Consider the following 19,073-nt stretch of genomic DNA (forward strand, 5'->3'; position numbering starts at 1 on the left):
ACAAAGGACAACGAGCGCGCTGCAACGCATGCAGCACGAGCACGGGTCAATCCAGGAGGGGGCTTAAATCAGCAGGCTACAGAAGCGCTGCAGGGGAGGCGGATCGGACACGCACACCGGAACATCCCGATAGAACTGCGCGTGTACCGGTGGCAACAGAGCCTGCACCAGCGCGAAGGCAACCAGTGCCGGCTGGTAAGGCACTTGAGGGGCCTTCGCATCGGCCGTGGCGATGTGATCGCGCTGGCAATGCTGGTCGCACAACGCCGGAGCATCGGGATCCGGCGCGGACATCTCTTCGCAACCGACCATCAGGGTCGCTTGTCCAGCTTCCACCGATTCCAGCGGACAGGCGTAGGCCACCAGCGCCAGCTGCTGCAACAGCAGCGCCCACAGTCCCAGCCATGCCAGTCGGGCACGAGGACGGGAACGCCGCCATCGCCTGAGCAGCTTCACCATGACAACTCCCGCACGCCCGAAGCCGCGCCTGCGGACACTGGGCGGATCAGGGTAGGGGACGTGCGAGCTCTCATGATGGCCAGACTAGCTCTCTTGGGGCCGACTGGCATTGATCAAGATCAAGCCGCAGCAAGGTTCCAACATAAGGCAAGCTGCACAAATAGCGGTATCCGAATGGCCTCCGCGGCCTGCCTGGCTCCGGATCTAACACCATTCGTCCTGAATAGTCGCCTTGCACTTTGAAAATTCCCCGCTCCAATCAACTCAGAGGAGAGCGGGGTAAAGGAAGCTTGCAGTCTGCCATTTACCTCGCTGCCGCCTCGGCTTCGTGGAGCTTTGCAAGCTCCTCGTATTCCGTAGCGGCTTCTTCCTTCAACTTGACCAGCTTATCGCAGTGTCTGGCCAGAGTTTGGTCCGTGGCCGTCCCACTCTTGAAGGCTTGATGATTATGGCGATACGTGTTGCGCATCGTCTTGTGCGTTTCGGCTTCTGCCAGGGCTTCGCGGGCCAGCGTGCGGTAATACGCGGCGATGGCCAGATGGTTCTCCGGCTTGTCCGCGATATCGTTCAGGAGCGTTATGACCGGTTCTTCGGTGGGCTGCTGCGCATAGACCGGAATGGCTACGGCGAACATCGCACACAACATCATGACCCAAGACGCTTTGACAGACTTCATTGAAATCTCCTGATGGGCTGGGGAGGTATGCCCGGTGCCAGCCTAGGAAAGCTCTTCTTTCATCTGAATGACCCATTCATTACATTTCTGCAATGCGCTGGTCACTTCGGAGGCGGCTGAGTGCGTCCACGAGAGGAGCGAATTCAATACGCGCATCATTGATCCAAAGGTCTTGGTTGAATGACGAGACGATTGCAGCATCGTAATGGCGGGGTCATCCCGTCGACAGCTTGCCGTACGTAGGGTGGAAGCGAACAAGCCGGCCACAGACGCGGACCGGTTTCTTTTGTGGGTGCGCCGCATCCGCCGGTTCCCGATGGGAATCGCCGCCAACTTATCGGAGGTTGTCATGAGGCATTATCGTCGGCCGTCACTGGTGATCGTTTGTTTGCTTGGTGGGATGCTCGCCGGCTCAGCGCTGGCCGATGACGACAAGCACAAGCATGGTCAGTCAGGCGCCATGGGGCAGTCGCCCGCCAGCATGAGCGCCCCAGCGGCGCCCCATCCCCCGGCGGCACATGCTCCGGGTCCGCAGTCGCCTGCTTCCCCGAATTCGCCTGCCACGCCCGACGTCATGGCTTCGCATATGGAGGAAATGGCAACGATGATGCGTGAACGGGGAAAGGCCATGGAAGCGATGGGCCGCCAGATGCAGGAAGGCAGCACGCAGATGCATCAGCAGGCCATGTCGATGAAGGCAGGAGACACGTCCACGCACAATGACATGGACATGTCCGCCGCGATGCAGCACATGGAACAGATGAAGAAGGATATGGAGAACTGCGAGCGGCAGATGCAGCAAGTCGATTCGACCATGCAGAAGATGGATTCGAGCATGGGCGGCGGCATGGCCAAGAAGAAGATGGGCCATATGTAGGAGGCGGCCGCTGTGTCGACGGAGAGCTTCATGGGGTGGAGGCGAATCGTTGCCCTGGCCGTGCTGGCGATGTCGCTGGCGTATGCTGCGGCCGGCGCTCAGACAACCGCCGATCCGCACGCTGTTCATCCACCGAACAAGACCAACAGCACGGCGGCCGCTGGAACGACAGCCGCGCAAGACAGCAGTTCGATGGGTGGCATGCCGATGGAACCCGCGCCGTCGGCTGACGCGCCGATGGGCGACGACGATCACGCTGACCAAGCCGCAAACATGGCGGCGCCGCAACCGGCTGTCGGGGGCGCATCGATGCAAGGCAGCAGCCCGATGCAGGGCATGCCGATGGGCACCCCACCCCCGGCTGACGCAGGCATGGGCGATGACGACCATGCCGCGCATCACCCTGACGCGGCTGGCGGCATGCCGGCTGCGGCAGGTGCGTCGATGGGCGGCTCCATGGGCGGCATGATGGACGACATGATGGACGACATGATGCGCGGCTGCCGCGGAGACGAGTGCGGTCGCGATCGGCGCCTCAACAAGCTGCTGTATCCCCAACTGATGGCTCTGCCGGACCTTCCGCCGGAGCGGCGTGCCAGCGTCGAGCAGCTCGCCCACCATCGGATGCACGAAGGCATCCAGCAGTTGGCGACCCTGTCGTCGGAGGCGTCGCATGCGGTTCAACGCAACGACTACGCCGGCTTGCAGGAGGCGTCTGATCGGATGCGCGTGGCCTGGGGCGAGTTTGACAGCGGCCTGTCGGCCTACCGCGCGCTGGCCGAAGGACAGGCGCCGCGCGGCATCGCGTTGGACTGGTTCCGTCGCGAAATGAATCTGACCGATCCCCTGACCACGGTCCCGGCGCACGGGGTCTTCGGCCTGTCGGGCTTTCACTACTTCACGATGGCGCTGCTGTCGGCTTTTGCCTTGCTGGGTGCGTGGATGTACGTCGCCCGCAACCGGCGTACGAACGCGGTGCTGGCCACGTTGCGCACGGGAGCACCGGCGTCTCCGGCGTCCTCCCCGGCACCGCGTGCCGGCGCATCGCCAGGCCCCGCGGTACAGGCACCTGCCGTTGCTTCGCCCGAAGGCGCCCCGCAGGCGCGCACGCCTGCGTCCACCACGGGCAGTTGGGTCGGCAAGCTGCGGGTCGCGCGCATCTTCCCGGAGACATCCCGGGTCAAGACGTTCCGCCTGGCACCCGTCGAGGGGACAGGTGCCCTGCCTTTCGAGTTTGAGCCCGGCCAGTTCCTCACGCTCTCCGTGCCCTCGGAAGGGAAACAGGTCAAGCGCTCTTATTCGATCGCCTCATCGCCATGCTGCCATGGCTGGTGCGACTTGACCGTCAAGCACGAAAGCGGCGGCATCGTGTCCGGATACCTCCACGAACACGTCCAGGAAGGCGATCTGCTCGATGCGTCCGGCCCGTACGGCCGCTTCACCTTCCGCGGCGTCGAGTCCGACAGCGTCGTGCTCTTGGGGGGCGGTGTCGGCATCACGCCGTTGATGAGCTCGATCCGCTACCTGACCGACCAGTGCTGGAACGGCCGGATCGACCTGGTCTACGCCTGCAAGGACCTGGAGAACGTGATCTTCCATGACGAGCTGAACCAGCTTGCCCGTCGGCATCCGAACCTGCATGTGTCCATCGTGTTGAGTGAGGAGTCATCAGAGGAGTGGACCGGCGCACGCGGGTTCATCACCGCCGAACTGCTGGGGCAGATCCCCGAGATCCGCTCGCGCCGCATCCACCTGTGCGGTCCGCCGGTGATGATGGATGCGGTGCGCAACGAGCTGGGCAAGCTGGGCATCGATCCGGCGTCGATACACTCCGAGCTGTTCCTGAGCCCGCCCAAGCCGGCGACGCCCGAACCGGGCCAAGCCGGCGACACCGCTGCGGCCGTGACATGCCGCTTCGAGCGATCCGGGAAAAAGGCGCCGCTGATCGCCGGCCAGACCGTCCTCGAGGCCGCCGAAGAAGTCGGCGTCCCGATCGAGTACGCGTGCCGGCAGGGCTACTGCGGCATCTGCAAGGTGAAACTGCTCTCGGGCGAGGTCACCATGGCGGTGGACGACAGCCTGACCCCGCTCGACCGCTCGTCGGGGATGATCCTGGCCTGCCAGGCGAAAGCGTCGGCCGACATCTCGGTGGATGCCTAGATGGGCAGGCACGATCGCATCGCCGCGACGATCATCGTGTCGATGCTGGCGGTGCTGTGGCTGGGCTTCCTGGTACACCGCGCTCCGTTCTTCGCCGGTAGCCTGTGGGGTGGCGTGTTCGGCGTCGTGGGCGCCGCGTTCTTGCTGGTGCCGCTCGTCTACACCGTGGTCAAGCGCAGCGCCACGCTACGCCGCGCATTCACCCGCGAGCACAGCTTCGCCGCATTGCTGCAGGCGCACGTGTATTTCGGCCTGATCGGCGCGCTGCTGGCCATCATCCATAGCGGGCACAAGTTCCAGAGCGTGCTCGGGATCGCGCTGACGGCGTCGATGCTGCTGAGCGTGCTCACCGGGTTCATCGGCCAGCATTACCTGCGCTACGTCGCCGAGAACATCCGCGAGAAGAAGACACAGCTCGACGGCCTGTGGCGCCTCCTGGATGGGGCGTACTGGGCCTACGCGCAGGCGCCGGCAGGCGGCGCCGGCACGGCCAAGGCCGGCGCCGAACTGCTGCCGCTGGCGTCCGGCGCCGGCGACCTGCAGTACTCAATCCAGTTTCAGGAGCGGGTGCGCAAGCTGTTCACCGGCTGGCTGTCGGCGCACATCGCGTTCTCGATCGTCTTCTATCTCCTGCTGGCGCTGCACATTTGGGCCGGCATCTACTTCGGGCTGCGCTGGTTCAGATGAGTCGAAAGGGAACGATCATCGTCGCGCTGCTCGCGGTGCTGGCGTCGGTGGCAGCACTCGCGCTGTGGAAGGCGGTGCCGCAGACGCTGCACGTCGCGACGTGGCAGAGCATGGCCTCGCCTGGCCCACTGTCCAGCGCGCATGCGTTCCTGCAGGAGGATTGCGCGGCGTGCCACACGCCGGTCAAGGGGGTGCAGGATGCGACCTGCGTTGCCTGCCATGCCAACGAAACCGCCCTCCTGCAGCGGCAGCCGACGGCGTTCCATGCCGACATCGCCGAGACGAACAACTGCGTGGCCTGCCACAAGGAACATGACGCCGGTCGCAGCCTGCGCGGCATGGACCATGCGGCGCTGACCGACATCATCGTGCGATGGCTCGATCGTGCTCCGGAGCGCCACGAGGGCGCGCTGCTGCTCGCGCACGTGAAGGCGCACAGGCCAGAGGCGCTGCCCGGCAACGTCTCGCTCGCCAGCGGCATGACCTACAAGGAGACGCTGCTGGACTGCGCGAGCTGCCACAAGACCACGGACCCTCACGTCCAGGTGTTCGGAAACGATTGCGCGACATGCCACGGCACCGGCACGTGGTCGATCGCCGGGTTCAGGCATCCCTTGCCCAGTTCCACCGAGTGCGGCCAGTGCCATCTCGCGCCGCTCAGCCACTACAAGGAGCACTTCTCGATGATGTCCAAGCCGATTGCGGGTGTCCGGAATGCGCAGCCCGAGCAATGCTACCTCTGCCACCAGACCACGTCTTGGAACGACATTCGCGGGGTGGGCATCTACGACCACCATTGACCGGACAGGCCGATGAGCGTCGACTTGCCACATGCCGCCATCGGAATCGCGGTGGCTGGATTCGAGTTGTTCGGTGTCGGCGTCATCACGCTGGGAAGCCTGTTGGCGTGTGGGCGGTTCGCCTTCCTTCACACGAAGGTCGGGATGACGGCGCGCTATCACGCCCTGCGGCAGGAGCTCGGCGGCACGATCGTCTTGGGCCTGGAGTTCCTCGTGGCCGCGGACATCATCCGCACCGTCACCATCGATCCCTCGCTCCAGGGCGTGGCGATCCTTGCGCTGATCGTGCTGATCCGCACCTTCCTGAGCGTTGCACTGCAAATCGAGATCGAACGAGGATGGTCGTGGCGGCGCCGTCGACCGGCGGCGCCCGACCACCCGGATGATCCCGGCTGAGCGAACCGGCCCACACGCTCAAGGCACAGCGTCGTGCGACGACCGCGCTGGCGAGAGCCCCTTCGCTGCTTGCAGCCGATCAATGGGACTTGAACGCTCCGCCGGGCGGCGCGTCAGGGATCGACGCCAATCGCCTGGTAGCCCGCCTTGGTCAGGGCGGCTTTCACGATCTCGCTAGGCTGCTCGGACACGACCTGCACCCGTCGGGTATGAACGTCAGCCTGAACCCGGGCATCCGAGTCGACGGACTGGATGGCGCGCGTCACACCTCGGACGCAGCCGCCGCAAGTCATGTTCTGGATGTGAAATGCGTGCATGGGGCACCTCCTGCTGATTTGTGTACGGTTAGGATGGGCCTTGCCATCGTTGGAAGGTCAAGGGTTTTCGCGGGCCATGCAGGGGTTGACCTTCCCACCGTAGGAACCCGCAGACTTGTTTACTGACCATTGCACCGGCGAGATGAACACCATGGATTCCGTTGCCCCAAGCGCCTCCCTGCGAACGAACGCTGTGCGGAAGACCGAACTCGCCATCGAGGGCATGACCTGCGCGTCCTGTGTCGGACGTGTGGAGCGCGCCTTGCGCGCCGTCCCTGGCGTGATGGCGGCGCGCGTCAATCTGGCGACGGAGCGCGCAGTCGTGGAAGGCGGCGCGGACTCCCCACTGCTGATCCAGGCCATCGACGACGCAGGGTATGCGGCACGGCCGATCGACCGGGCGGCCTTGCGCGAGGCCGATGACGCAGCCCGCAAGGAGGCCGAGCAGGCGGCACTGAAACGCGCGGTGGTCGTGTCCATTGCGCTGACCTTGCCGGTCGTCGCGCTGGAGATGGGCTCGCACCTCGTTCCCGGCCTGCATCACCTGATCGTGCGCACCATCGGCATGCAGTGGAACTGGATCATCCAGTTCGCGCTGACGACGCTGGTGATCCTCGGGCCAGGCCGGCGCTTCTATCAGCAGGGTTTCCCCGCGCTGTTGCGCCTGGCGCCGGACATGAACTCGCTGGTGGCGGTCGGCACCTTGGCCGCTTACGCCTACTCGCTGGTCGCGACCTTCACGCCCGCGCTGTTGCCCGCGCAGGCGGTCAACGTCTACTACGAGGCGGCGGCCGTCATCGTCACCCTGATTCTCATCGGCCGGTCCCTGGAAGCGCGGGCCAGAGGGCGCGCCTCCCAGGCGATCCAGCGGCTGGTCGGGTTGCAGGCGCGGACCGCGCGCGTGCGCCGTGACGGGCAGACGGCCGAGATCGCTCTCGGCGAGGTGGCGCCGGGGGATACCGTCGAAGTGCGGCCCGGCGAACGTGTACCGGTCGACGGCGAGGTGATCGAGGGCGACAGCTACGTCGATGAGTCCATGATCACGGGCGAGCCGGTGCCGGTGGCGAAGACCGCCGGCAGCGCGGTGGTCGGCGGCACGGTCAACCAGAACGGCGCGCTGGCGTTCCGCGCGACCGCAGTGGGCGAGTCCACGGTGCTCTCCCGGATCATCCGCATGGTCGAGGAAGCACAGGGCTCCAAGCTACCCATCCAGGCTCTGGTCGACCAGGTGACGTCGTGGTTCGTCCCGGCCGTGATCGGCGTGGCGCTGCTGACATTCCTGCTCTGGCTCGCCTTCGGCCCCTCACCGGCGCTGACGTTCGCGCTGGTCAACGCCGTCGCCGTGCTGATCATCGCCTGTCCCTGCGCGATGGGGCTGGCCACGCCCACCTCGATCATGGTCGGCACCGGGCGCGGCGCGGAAATGGGCGTGTTGTTCCGCAAGGGCGAGGCCTTGCAGTTGCTCAAGGATGCCAAGGTCGTCGCGCTGGACAAGACCGGTACGCTGACCGAAGGCCGGCCGGTGCTCACCGATCTGGAACTCGCCGAAGGCTTCGACCGGGCGCAGGTGCTGGCGCGGATCGCGGCCGTCGAGGCGATGTCGGAACACCCGGTCGGCCGCGCCATCGTGGAGGCCGCCCAAGCCGAAGGCCTGGTCTTGCCGGAGGTCGCCGGCTTCAGGTCCGAGACCGGGTACGGCGTCGAGGCCAAGGTGGACGGATTGGGTGTCCAGATCGGTGCCGACCGCTACATGCACCGGCTGGGGCTGGATGTGACCGCCTTCGCCGGCAACGCGCAACGGGTGGGCGACGAGGGCAAATCGCCGCTCTACGCAGCGATCGGCGGCAAGCTCGCGGCCGTCATCGCCGTGGCCGATCCGATCAAGGACACAACCCCCGACGCCATCGCCGCGCTCCACGTGTTGGGTCTCAAGGTGGCCATGATCACCGGCGACAACCGGCGCACGGCCGAGGCCATCGCCCGCCATCTGGGCATCGACGAGGTGGTCGCCGAGGTGCTGCCGGAGGGCAAGGTGGAGTCGGTGCGCAGGCTCAGGGCCTTGCATGGCCATCTGGTGTTCGTGGGCGATGGCATCAACGACGCGCCGGCCTTGGCGGAGGCCGAGGTGGGTATCGCCATCGGCACGGGCACCGATATCGCGATCGAGGCGGCCGACGTGGTGCTGATGTCGGGCAGCCTCAAGGGCGTGCCCAACGCCATCGCGCTGTCGAAGAGGACGATCCGCAACATCCGGCAGAACCTGTTCTGGGCGTTCGCCTACAACGCGGCCCTGATCCCGGTTGCCGCGGGTGTGCTGTATCCGGCGTACGGCGTCTTGCTCTCGCCGGTCTTCGCGGCAGGCGCCATGGCGTTGTCGAGCGTCTTCGTCCTCGGCAACGCACTCAGGTTACGGCGATTCCAACCGCCGACGACGGCCGCGTCGGCTGGCCAACTGCCGGCTTCGAGGGGTGCCGCCGCTTCGGCGAGTTTCGGGGCGGCGGGCTTGGGACCGAAAGGAGAATGACGTGAACATCGGTGACGCGGCGAAGGCCTCGGGTGTATCGGCCAAGATGATCCGCTACTACGAGCAGATCGGGTTGATTCCACCGGCTGGCCGCACGCACGCAGGCTACCGGGATTACACCGAAAAGGACGTCCACGTGCTGCGCTTCGTCCGGCGCGCGAGGGATCTGGGATTCTCCGTCGCCGAGATCGATGGCCTGTTGCAGCTCTGGCGCAACCGCCGCCGGCGCAGCGCCGACGTCAAGCGTATCGCCCTGGACCACATCGAGGATCTGCAACGGCGGATCGCCGACATGCAAGAGATGGCAGCGACACTCCAGCAGCTGGCGACATGCTGCTCGGGGGACGACCGTCCCGATTGCCCGATCCTGGCCGATCTCGAACAGCCGTCTGCGGCGGCGGCGAAAGAACCCAAGCGCCGACGCGGCGCGGTCGACGACCGTGGTGTCGGCAAGCGCAAGGCCCAGCGGGGGTAAGGCGCAACCGCCCAAGCATCGAGGCCTCTGGCAGGGCGAATGACCATGAAATGACGGGAATGTAATGGATGGGTCATCCCGCCGAAAGTGACCCCTCCTAGGCTGGTCACCATGACGCGAGCACCACGCCCTTGCGTTCAACCCCGACCGTTGCCTGGATCCTGTGCGGCCCATCTGGCAAGCATTCCGGCCACCGTCACGTGGCTTGTCATGCGCACGCTGACCCGCGTTCCTCACCACGCTGGCGCTTTCTCCGGCGCGCGTGGCCGGCACCCAGATCGTGGCGATGGGCCGGGCGGGCTCGATGTCAGCCGATACCGATCATAGGAGGTCATGCATGCGATCCAGACTTTCAGGCACGAACGCCGCCGAGCAGCTGCTGCTGTCTCGAAGGCAGTTCGTTCAAGGATTGGCAGCGGGTGGCGCAGTGCTGGGCCTGGGACTTTGGCCGAAGCAGAGCTGGGCGCTCCGCTCCCCTGGCCAGCTCGAAGTCCTGTCGGGCACGCAGTTCGACCTGACCATAGGCGAGACCCTGGTCAACTACACGGGCAAGACGCGGCCCGCCATCACCGTCAACGGCTCGGTGCCTGCACCGATCCTGCGCTGGCGCGAAGGCACGCGGGTGCAGCTCAGGGCCCGGAATGACCTTCCCCCCGGCTCGATCCACGGCGACGCGACGTCGATCCACTGGCACGGCATCCTGCTGCCCGCCAACATGGATGGGGTTCCCGGCTTCAGCTTCGACGGCATCAACCGCGGCGAGAGCTACCTGTACGAGTTCGATGTCCGCCAGAGCGGAACCTACTGGTACCACAGTCATTCGGGGTTCCAGGAACAGGGCGGCATGTACGGGCCGCTGATCATCGACCCCATCGATCCGCCTCCGTTCTCCTACGATCGAGACTACGTGGTCTTCCTGTCCGATTGGACCGACATGGACCCGGCGCGCCTGTTCGCCCGGCTGAAGAAGCTGTCGGAGTACGACAATTACTACCAGCGTACGGTGGGCGACTTCTTCCGCGACGTGCGCCGGGACGGCTTGAGCGCGACGCTAAGCGATCGCGAGGCATGGGGACGCATGCGCATGACGCCGACGGACCTGTCCGACGTCAACGCGCATACCTACACCTACCTGATAAACGGGACCACGTCGCTGGGCAACTGGACGGGACTTTTCCGTGCCGGTGAGAAGGTGCGCCTGCGTTTCATCAACGGTGCGGCGATGACCTACTTCGACGTCCGCATCCCGGGCCTGAAGATGACGGTCGTCGAGGTCGACGGCCAGTACGTCCACCCGCTGACGGTGGACGAGCTGCGCATCGCCACTGCCGAAACCTTCGACGTGATCGTCGAGCCTACCGGGCAGGACGCCTTCACGATCTTCGCCCAAGACTCCGCGCGCACCGGCTACGTCAGTGGCACGCTTGCGGTCCGCGAGGGCTTGCGTGCTCCGGTACCGGCGGTGGACCCGCGGCCGCTGCTGACCATGGCCGACATGGGGCATGGCGGCCACGGTGCCCATTCCGGACTGGCGGCCGCATCGGCCGATCCGCATGCCGGGCATGGCGCCGCGCCGGCGCCGGACCCCCACGCGGGCCACGGAGCGGGGGCCGTGGCCGCCGATCCGCATGCCGGGCACGGCGTTCCGGCCGCACCAGGCGCGCACTCCGCGCATGAAGGCGGCGGCATGCAGATGCAGACTCATCCGGCCAGCGAAACAGGCAATCCCCTTGTGGACATGCAGACCATGGCGCCGGAGCCGCGACTGTCCGATCCTGGGATCGGTCTGCGCGGCAACGGCCGCAAGGTGGCGACGTATGCCGACCTGAAGAGCCTGTTCGAGGACCCCGACGGTCGCGAGCCGGGGCGCACGGTGGAGCTGCACCTGACCGGCCACATGGAGCGCTTTGCCTGGTCGTTCGATGGGATCAAGTTCGCCGACGCCGAGCCGCTGCGCCTCAACTACGGCGAACGCATGCGCATCGTGCTGGTGAACGACACCATGATGTCGCATCCGATCCATCTGCATGGCCTGTGGAGCGACCTTGAGGACGAACAGGGCAACTTCCACTTGCGCAAGCACACCATCGACATGCCGCCGGGCACGAAGCGCAGCTACCGGGTGCGCGCCGACGCGCTCGGTCGCTGGGCCTACCACTGCCATCTCTTCTTCCACATGGAATCCGGGATGTTCCGGGAAGTGAGGGTCGAAGAATGACGAGCGTGAGAACATCGATGCGGTGGGCTGCGCTGGCCGCAGCATTGCTGCTCCCTCCTGTCGGCGCCCACGCGCAGCACGCCGGTCATGGCCAGCCTGTCCCGTCGAGTCCGACTGCGAACCAGCAGGAAGAGGACGCGACGGCAGCGCAGTCTCCCAATGCCGGCATGGACCACTCGCAGATGGATCATGGACAGCATGGTCGCCCACAGGTCGACCACTCGCAGATGGATCATTCGCAGCATGATCGTCCGCAGGTCGACCATTCGCAGATGGATCATTCCCGGATGGGGGTGCTCGACTCGCCACGCGAACCCATCCCCGCCGTCACGGATGCCGATCGCCTGGCGGCATTTCCGACGCTGAAGGACTACCACAAGCATGGAACCAGCCTGAACTCCTTCTGGCTCATGGATCAGCTGGAAGGGGCGAACACGGATGAAGGCAGGGAGATCGCCTGGGAGGGAATCGGCTGGGTCGGTAGCGACATCAACCGCCTCTGGCTGAGGACCAAGGGGCACGCCCTGGACGAGAACCTGCAGCGCGCGCGGGTGGAGGCGATGTACGGACGCGCGATCCATCCCTGGTGGGATGCCGTGGTGGGCGTGCGCCGGGATTTCGGTGACTTCGGTGGAGGCGGAACGCCGCGCACCTGGGCCGCGTTCGGCGTTCAGGGGCTGGCGCCCTATAAGTTCGAGGTTTCCGCAACGGGTTACGTCGCAGAAGGCGGCAAGACGGCGGCGATCGTCGAGGCCGAGTACGACATGCTGTTCACCAACCGGCTGATCGCAAGCTGGGGTGTCGAAGCCAACTGGTTCGGGCAGTCCGATCCGGCGGAAGTCATCGGGTCAGGCTTGAGCACGGTAGAAGGAGGTGTGCGATTGCGCTACGAGATCACGCGGCAGTTCGCGCCCTATATCGGGTTCGAGCGCGAATGGAGCTTCGGCGAGACGTCCGACCTGCGCAGGCTCAGCGGTCATTCCGAACCGACAACCGCTGGGTGGTCGGCCTGCGCTTGTGGTTCTGACGTAGATGCGTTTGGGGTTGGGGAGATGGCGGGGTGGTGCCATCGTAGGAGGGCCTGGAATGCAACCCGCATCAGGCCATCGAACACGAAATCGAAGGTCATATGCGTCCACCCCGAATCTCATCGTTGCGTCGTGGCATTCAGATTGTGGTCGCTGCCCTTGGATTCGGTTTGGCATGGTGGCGCCTGCGGAAGACCACGCCATCGGTGCTGGCGGAGCGTTTGCGCGAGACGCTGGAGGGGCTGGGCACGACTTTCGTGAAGCTCGGTCAAGGCTTGAGCTTGCGTCGCGACATGCTGCCCGACGCGTACCGCGTGGTGCTGGAGGACTTGCATAACCGGGTGCCGCCGTTCTCGTCGCAGCTTGCCGAAGCTGCCATCAAAGATGCGTTCGGCCAACCGGCGGCAACGCTGTTCGCACGGTTCGATGCAATTCCCTTTGCTGCAGCGTCCGTGGCCCAGGTTCATCGAGCCCGTACGCACGACGGGCAAGAGGCCGTGGTCAAGGTTCGCCGCCCCGGTGTCGTCTCCCAGGTCAAGACCGATCTTCTGCTGCTGCGCTTGCTGGTGAGGATTTTGCTTCCTGTGTGGCCGCAGCTCAGGCGGCAACAGCCGCTGGCGCTGATCGACGAACTCGGCATGCAGTTGCTTGCAGAAATCGATCTGGATCACGAAGCGCGGAATATGCGGCGTTTGCAGTCAGCAATCGCGGGGCTGCCAGGCGTCATGATGCCCCGCGTCGTCGAGCCCTATGTCTCGCCTAACGTACTAGTTCAGGAATACAGCAGCGGCGGCGTCGTCACCGACTTCGCCGGAAGCGACCGAGGGCGCGCCATTGCCGATCAGTTGTTCAATGCCTATCTGCACCTCTTGTTCGTTCGCGGCGTGTACCACGCCGACCCACATCCAGGAAACCTGTTCGCGATGGCGGATGGGCGACTGTGCCTTCATGACTTCGGCTCGATCGGATACCTAGATCCAAAGGCGCGGCTGGCACTCGCACGCATGATCGCTGCCGTGCCCTATGCGGATGCGGACGAGGTGCTGGATTCGGCGCTTCTTCTGGGTTTCATCGTTGCACCCGTGGACCGTCGCGAGTACACGCGCGCCATCGGCGAGATTCTCGACAAACTGGAGAGCCTGCCCGTCACCGAGTGGTCGCTGGCCGAGATGGTGTGGCGGATCTCACGCCTGGGCGGAGGAGAGCGTTTCCGGCTGCCCCGGCATCTGCTGGTCCTGATCCGAACACTGTTCCTGGTCGAGAACACGATTCGCCAGCTCGATCCGGAGTTCAACCTGCTGGGAAGTTTCGAGCTCCACCGCGAAACCCTTGCCGCTTCGTTGAGCAAGGAGGCGGCCCGCAGCCGGCGGCCGGTGGCCGAGCGTGCTGCGCGCACGGCCGACAGCTTGTCGACGATCGCATCGGAACTGCTCAGGTCGGCGATGGTGGATGATGGCAGGCCGAGCCTGACCATGTACCACCGGGGGCTTGAGGCATTGCAGGCCAACATCAGCCGGACCGGCAACAGACTGTCGGTCGCGTTGATCACGCTGGGGCTTTACCTTGCTGGATCGCTCTTGATGCAGCACAGCATTGGGCCTCGCATCTGGGGCGACATGCCGTTGTTCGCGGTCGTCGCGTATTTGCTGGCCCTATTGCTGTCGCTACGCCTGGTTCTGGCGATCTCGCGCTCCGGTCACTTGTGACGACTGGCGCCTAAGCCTTCATCCGCCGATCCACTACGCAACCAAGCCGCGACCACGAATCGTCAGGCCGCGCCGAGCCTTCTCGGCATGGCGCCGAACACAAGCGCGAACCACCATTCCATCGCCTCGTCGCGATGCTTGCGCCCATCTTCGATGGCCTGGGTAACCTGCGCGATCACCGCCTGCTCCTGCGCCGCGAAGGGGTTGTCCGCGGGCAATGGCGTCCGCTCCTTCCTGATCAGGGGCGCCAGGGCCGCGACGGCGTGCATCCAAGGGCTGAAGGCCTCCGAAAGCAGGTAGCGGCTGGTGCGCATCGGATGCAGCCATTCCAGCGCCGAGGCGCTCCAGGGATTGCTCATGGCGCTCAAGACGGGACTCACGAACGTCTTGTAGAACAATTCGTTCGTCTCCGACATCCCTCGCACTTTCTCGAACGCTGCATTAGGGACATCGAACCGCAGGTCCTCGACCTGTCGCTCCTCGAAACGGACGGTGTACTGCGACCGCGCGCAATCCGAGTCGCCGGTGGGGCTGTCGATCTTCATCTCGTAGAGGCCCGGGGCCAATGCCTCGACGTCCGCCAGGGTCTCCAGGATGGCCCGATGCTCGAAGCGGGCGACCTTCGCGGAGACGAAGATCCCCAGATGACCAACATGCGGGTTGGTCAGGTAGACGATGCGCTGATCCGCCTGCTTGAGCGCGTCCGTGTCGGGATAGACCACGGGAATCCAGCCCAGTGCCTGGTGAGGCGGCGTGATGTTGTCACCGTAGGAGGCGAAGACCACTAGCGGGTTGCGGATGCGCTTCAGGTCGACGGCGCAGTGCTCGTCGATCCGCAGCTTGCCTTCCTCGAGACGGTTGCCGATGAACAGGTTCTCGACAATGGCGACGATCTCTTCGCGGCTCATGAAGTACCAGGCATTCCACCAGCGCTCGAACTGGAGGAAGCGATCACGCTCGGTATCCACATGCGCGAAGAGGTTGGCGTACTTCTCCCACACGCCTTCCGGCTTGAGATTCTCGAAGTTCTGGATGAGCCAGGCGCCGTCGAAACGACCATTGCCCAGATCCGCGAGCAGATGGGTCATCCACACGCCGCCCACGAATCCTCCGGCGAGCCGCATCGGGTTCATACCCGCGGCGCCCGCCCAGTAGGACAGCGGCGATCCGTTGAGCACGACTGGCCCGCTCAGGCCCTGGCAGTCCGCCGCGAGCAGCGTGAGTGCCCAACCCGCCTGGCAGTTGCCGTACAGCACAGGAGGCTGGCCGGGATGGCGCCTCGCCACTTCCTCCACGAAGCGCCGCAGCGCCTGCAACACGTCCGCGAGCGTCTGGCCGGGACATGGTTCAGGATAAAACGAGACGAAGTAAACGGCATGGCCGCGATGCAGCGCGATACCGACTTCGGAGTCGGTCTTGAAGCCGCCGATGCCTGGGCCATGTCCGGCACGCGGATCGACGACCACCACGGGCGGCCTGGAGGCATCCAGGCAGTCTTCGATGCAGTGGTCCCCGGCCCGCGTGATGCGAAGGAGCGCGTAGTTGGCCGGATGCTCGAAGCGCCGGGCATCGAGCAGCGTTTCGTAGTCGAAGTCCAGCAGCGGAGGCTTGCCCGCGCGCTCGTGGGCGATCATTTCGTCGGCCCGCTGGCGCAGTGTGTCCCAGAACAGCACCGCGCGCTCGAACACGTCACGCGAGTAGCCCACTGCCTGAGCGAAGTCGTACACGGCAGAACCTGCAAGCGCTTGTTCGGCGGAATGATCTGTCGACACCGACGGCACGGCTGCCACGGGTGATGCGTGAACAGCCCTTTCGCTTCTGGATCTGCCCGCAGCGCGCTTCGCTGAACGAGTCCGGGTTTCACGTGGGCGCATCTTGGCCTCCAATGGAGATACTGCCGCGACGTCTCAAGTCGCGATTTCGATGATGTCCGGGTTCCGGGACGCATATTCCATGGCATAGGCCAGTTCACCCGCGGTGTCGGCGTGCAACTGAAGCAGCGGCTGTCCGATGCCGACGTCAGCTCCCAGCATGACCTCCATGGTGACGCCGGCGGCCTTGGCCTCGGGCGCACCGGCCAACTTAGCGAGCTGGGCAATCTTGCGGTTGTTGATCTGGACGATCCTCCCAGCACGCGCCGCAGTCAGGGGCCGGATGTGCAAGGCCCTGGGCGGCTCGCGCATGCCGCCCTGCGCCTGGCAGATCCGCTGGAACTTCGTCCAGGCCTGACCGTCAGCCAAGGTGGCCAAGGCCAGCGCATAGCCTGCTCCTGGCTCTGCCGCGCCGCCGATTTCGAGCGCGGCGCCGGCGAGCACTGCGGCCCGGTGCCGCAGATCGCCGGGCGCATCGGGTTTGTTCTGAAGGACGGCGAGAATATCGTGCGCTTCGAGGGCGGGGCCGATCCCTCGGCCCACCGGCTGGCTGCCGTCGGTGCGGATGCACGTCGCGGCCAACCCGAAGTGCGCGGCGACCGCGATCAGGCGGTCGCCGCGCACTTCGGGTTGGCCGCGACGTGATTGGAGCCCGCCGCGATCTTCTTGGACAGCACGGAGGCGATCAATTGCCCCTCGGTGTCCACGTCCAGTTCCCGTTCCACGCGAACGAAGATGTCGTCGGCGGGACTGAGATGCACAGCACCGCCCCAGGCGATGCAGCCGCCTTCCTGATCCACGACGCGCCGCATGGTGGCCAGGTCAAGATCCACAGGCGCCAATGTTTCCATGGTGTCGGCGGTGCCCGCCGGCGACGTGATCGCGCGCGATGAGGTCTTGGGCATCACCAGGCCGTGGGCTGCCACGATGGCGACGACGATCGGCGTGGTCCGGTTGCCTGGCAGTCCGCCGATGCAGTGCTTGTCCACCACCACCGGAGCGTTCCACGTCAGGCGCTCCCCGGCATCGATCATCGCGGCGGTCAGATCGACCGTTTCCTGTTCGTCCAGCGGCAGGGCCGCACTGGCCGTCAGGAACGCGGCTAGATGCACGTCCGTGTAGCGTCCCGCCGTCACGTCCGCGACGACGGCTTGCAGCGCGGCCGCATCGAGCCGATGGCCATAGATCCGCCGTCGAACGCTGGCCAAGGAGTCCAGGGCGGGGGCATGGGAGACCTCAATGGGGGCGCCCTCGGCGACGCCCAGCCGTTCCCAGGCGGATTCGGAGAGTGCGGCTTCGCCTGGCGCAACCAGATCGCCATCGGCCTGATAGAGCACTGCCTGCACCTGTCGCCCACCGGCCGAAAGCAACACCTGCGATCGTGAGGCGAGTCCCTCGGCGCGGCACACGTGGCAATCCGTGCGCATGACCGCAATCGACTGGTGTTGGGCATAAAGCCCCAGGCGCCGAGCGCGTAGCGTCGGCGGCGAATCGGCCACCTGGGCATCACGCGCGTTCATAGTTCGAACACCTGCCCGAAGCGCGGCACCGAGACAGGCCAGCCGTTCTCCTTGTCGATGCGTACGCGCAGTGCCTCGGAGGCCTCCGGTTCGCCATGCACGACGAAGATCCGCGAAGGCGCGTGCCGAAAACCGGAGAGCCAGCGCATCAGCTCGTTGGCATCGGCGTGCGCGGACAATTCCGGCAGGTTGGCGACCTGCGCATTGACCGGCACCCATTGACCGTGAATCCTGATTTCGCGTGTGCCTTGCAGCATCGCCTGGCCGCGCGTTCCTGCGGCCTGGTAGCCGGAGAACAGGATCGTGTTCTCGCGCTTGGGCGCGAACGCCGCGAGGTGGTGCAGCACGCGGCCGCCGGTCGCCATGCCGCTGGCCGAGATGACGACCTTGGGGAATCGGCTGGCGGTGATCTGCTTGGATTCCTCGACCTCGCGGGTATACGTGGCGATCCCGCAGGCGGCATGACAGATCTCGGCGGGCAGGCGGTGGTCGGCGAGGTGATCGCAGAGCAGCTCGCTGGCGTTGATCGCCATCGGACTGTCCAGATAGATGGGCACCGAACCCAGGCGCCCGGCCTGGCGCAGCTTCCAGAGGTAATAGAGCAGCAATTGTGCGCGGCCCACCGCGAACGCGGGAATGACAACCGTGCCGCCGCGGCCGACCGTTGTCTCGATGACGGCCCCGAGTGCTTCGGCGGCATCGCTCGGGGCATGGGTCCGGTTGCCGTAGGTGGACTCGATCACCACATAATCGGCTTCGGTCACGGGCTGCGGATCGAACAGCATCGGGTCGTCGTAGCGGCCGAGGTCACCCGAGAACACGATGCGCTTGCCGCCCCAGTCGATCTCCGCCGTAGCGGCACCCAGGATATGCCCGGCGTAGCGGAACGTCAGCGTCGCACCGTCGGGAAGCGGGGCCGGCTTGCCGAACGGCACATTGGAGAACTGCTTGAGCGCGCGCTCGGCATCCTGCACGGTATACAGCGGCAGGGCGGGCTTGTGCTTGCTGAAACCCTTGCGATTGGCGTACTCGGCATCCTTTTCCTGCAGATGGCCGCTGTCCTTGAGGATCAATTCGGCCACGTCGCGGGTTGCGGCGGTGGCGTAGATGCGTCCGCGAAAGCCATCGCGCACGAGTCTTGGCAGATAACCGGAGTGGTCGAGATGCGCATGCGTCAACACCACCGCGTCGAGTTCCTTCGGCGCGATCGGCAACGGCTCCCAGTTCAGCTCGCGCAGATTCTTGAGGCCTTGGAACAGGCCACAGTCGACCAGGATGTGTTTCCCGTTGTGGCTCAGCAGGTGCTTGGAGCCGGTGACGGTGCCAGCACCGCCGAACGAGGTGAGCTTCAAGAGAGGA

17 protein-coding genes are annotated in these 19,073 nt (G+C 65.4%); 10 read left to right on the plus strand and 7 right to left on the minus strand.

Features of this window, described 5'->3' with window-relative positions; genetic code table 11:
- Positions 1-63: 63 nt before the first annotated feature.
- Both AX730_RS00260 and AX730_RS00265 read right to left on the minus strand, forming a co-directional pair.
- Positions 64-459, minus strand: coding sequence for a hypothetical protein (locus AX730_RS00260; protein ID WP_056878755.1), 396 nt, complete (start codon positions 457-459; stop codon positions 64-66).
- Positions 460-763: 304 nt separating this feature from the next.
- Complete coding sequence (locus tag AX730_RS00265; protein WP_056878756.1) at positions 764-1,135, minus strand: hypothetical protein; 372 nt, start codon at positions 1,133-1,135, stop codon at positions 764-766.
- Positions 1,136-1,379: 244 nt separating this feature from the next.
- Here AX730_RS00265 and AX730_RS00270 point away from each other — a divergent pair, with 244 nt between their 5' ends.
- The 5 genes from AX730_RS00270 to AX730_RS00290 all read left to right on the plus strand — a co-directional run bounded on the left by AX730_RS00270 (position 1,380) and on the right by AX730_RS00290 (position 6,055).
- Entirely contained in the window at positions 1,380-2,012 is a 633-nt protein-coding gene (locus tag AX730_RS00270; protein ID WP_170298374.1) for a hypothetical protein, read from the plus strand.
- Positions 2,013-2,081: 69 nt separating this feature from the next.
- Complete coding sequence (locus tag AX730_RS00275) at positions 2,082-4,172, plus strand: 2Fe-2S iron-sulfur cluster-binding protein (RefSeq protein ID WP_232310131.1); 2,091 nt, start codon at positions 2,082-2,084, stop codon at positions 4,170-4,172.
- Complete coding sequence (locus AX730_RS00280; RefSeq protein WP_054665526.1) at positions 4,173-4,859, plus strand: hypothetical protein; 687 nt, start codon at positions 4,173-4,175, stop codon at positions 4,857-4,859.
- Positions 4,856-5,659 carry a multiheme c-type cytochrome gene (locus tag AX730_RS00285; RefSeq protein WP_054665529.1) on the plus strand — a complete coding sequence of 268 codons (804 nt, stop codon included), beginning with the start codon at positions 4,856-4,858 and terminating at the stop codon, positions 5,657-5,659. Before AX730_RS00280 ends, AX730_RS00285 begins: the two co-directional genes overlap by 4 nt.
- Positions 5,660-5,671: 12 nt before the next feature.
- The gene (locus AX730_RS00290) at positions 5,672-6,055 is read left to right on the plus strand and encodes a DUF1622 domain-containing protein (RefSeq protein WP_054665533.1); all 384 of its coding nucleotides are present in this window, start codon (positions 5,672-5,674) and stop codon (positions 6,053-6,055) included.
- A 113-nt stretch (positions 6,056-6,168) separates the two neighbouring features.
- On the opposite strand, the gene AX730_RS00295 is transcribed toward AX730_RS00290, so the two are convergent.
- Positions 6,169-6,372, minus strand: coding sequence for a heavy-metal-associated domain-containing protein (locus AX730_RS00295; RefSeq protein ID WP_054665537.1), 204 nt, complete (start codon positions 6,370-6,372; stop codon positions 6,169-6,171).
- Between the two features lie 151 nt (positions 6,373-6,523).
- On the opposite strand from AX730_RS00295, the gene AX730_RS00300 reads away from it, so the two are divergent.
- From AX730_RS00300 to AX730_RS00315, 5 genes are all read left to right on the plus strand, one after another.
- Positions 6,524-8,896: a heavy metal translocating P-type ATPase gene (locus AX730_RS00300; RefSeq protein WP_198146942.1), complete on the plus strand. Its 2,373-nt coding sequence runs from the start codon at positions 6,524-6,526 to the stop codon at positions 8,894-8,896.
- 1 nt (position 8,897) lies between these two features.
- Positions 8,898-9,371 (plus strand): Cu(I)-responsive transcriptional regulator, encoded by a 474-nt coding sequence (gene cueR, locus AX730_RS00305; protein ID WP_054665540.1) that lies wholly within the window; start codon positions 8,898-8,900, stop codon positions 9,369-9,371.
- A gap of 337 nt (positions 9,372-9,708) precedes the next feature.
- A complete protein-coding gene (locus AX730_RS00310; protein ID WP_054665543.1) occupies positions 9,709-11,589 on the plus strand; it encodes a copper resistance system multicopper oxidase in 1,881 nt (626 codons plus the stop codon).
- A 167-nt stretch (positions 11,590-11,756) separates the two neighbouring features.
- A complete protein-coding gene (locus tag AX730_RS18225) occupies positions 11,757-12,878 on the plus strand; it encodes a copper resistance protein B (protein ID WP_232310125.1) in 1,122 nt (373 codons plus the stop codon).
- Entirely contained in the window at positions 12,824-14,323 is a 1,500-nt protein-coding gene (locus tag AX730_RS00315; RefSeq protein WP_232310126.1) for an ABC1 kinase family protein, read from the plus strand. Before AX730_RS18225 ends, AX730_RS00315 begins: the two co-directional genes overlap by 55 nt.
- 62 nt (positions 14,324-14,385) lie before the next feature.
- On the opposite strand, the gene AX730_RS00320 is transcribed toward AX730_RS00315, so the two are convergent.
- The 4 genes from AX730_RS00320 to AX730_RS00330 form a co-directional block, all read right to left on the minus strand.
- Complete coding sequence (locus AX730_RS00320; RefSeq protein ID WP_081420138.1) at positions 14,386-16,113, minus strand: DUF3141 domain-containing protein; 1,728 nt, start codon at positions 16,111-16,113, stop codon at positions 14,386-14,388.
- A gap of 117 nt (positions 16,114-16,230) precedes the next feature.
- A complete protein-coding gene (locus AX730_RS19265; protein ID WP_232310127.1) occupies positions 16,231-16,818 on the minus strand; it encodes a hypothetical protein in 588 nt (195 codons plus the stop codon).
- Positions 16,800-17,714: a hypothetical protein gene (locus AX730_RS19270; RefSeq protein WP_232310128.1), complete on the minus strand. Its 915-nt coding sequence runs from the start codon at positions 17,712-17,714 to the stop codon at positions 16,800-16,802. The genes AX730_RS19265 and AX730_RS19270 overlap by 19 nt, the downstream gene beginning before the upstream one ends.
- The gene (locus tag AX730_RS00330) at positions 17,711-19,066 is read right to left on the minus strand and encodes an MBL fold metallo-hydrolase RNA specificity domain-containing protein (protein WP_081420139.1); all 1,356 of its coding nucleotides are present in this window, start codon (positions 19,064-19,066) and stop codon (positions 17,711-17,713) included. Before AX730_RS00330 ends, AX730_RS19270 begins: the two co-directional genes overlap by 4 nt.
- Positions 19,067-19,073 lie beyond the last annotated feature (7 nt).

It is taken from the genome of Pseudoxanthomonas mexicana, assembly GCF_001556105.1.
Classification (GTDB): Bacteria; Pseudomonadota; Gammaproteobacteria; order Xanthomonadales; family Xanthomonadaceae; genus Pseudoxanthomonas_A; species Pseudoxanthomonas_A mexicana_A.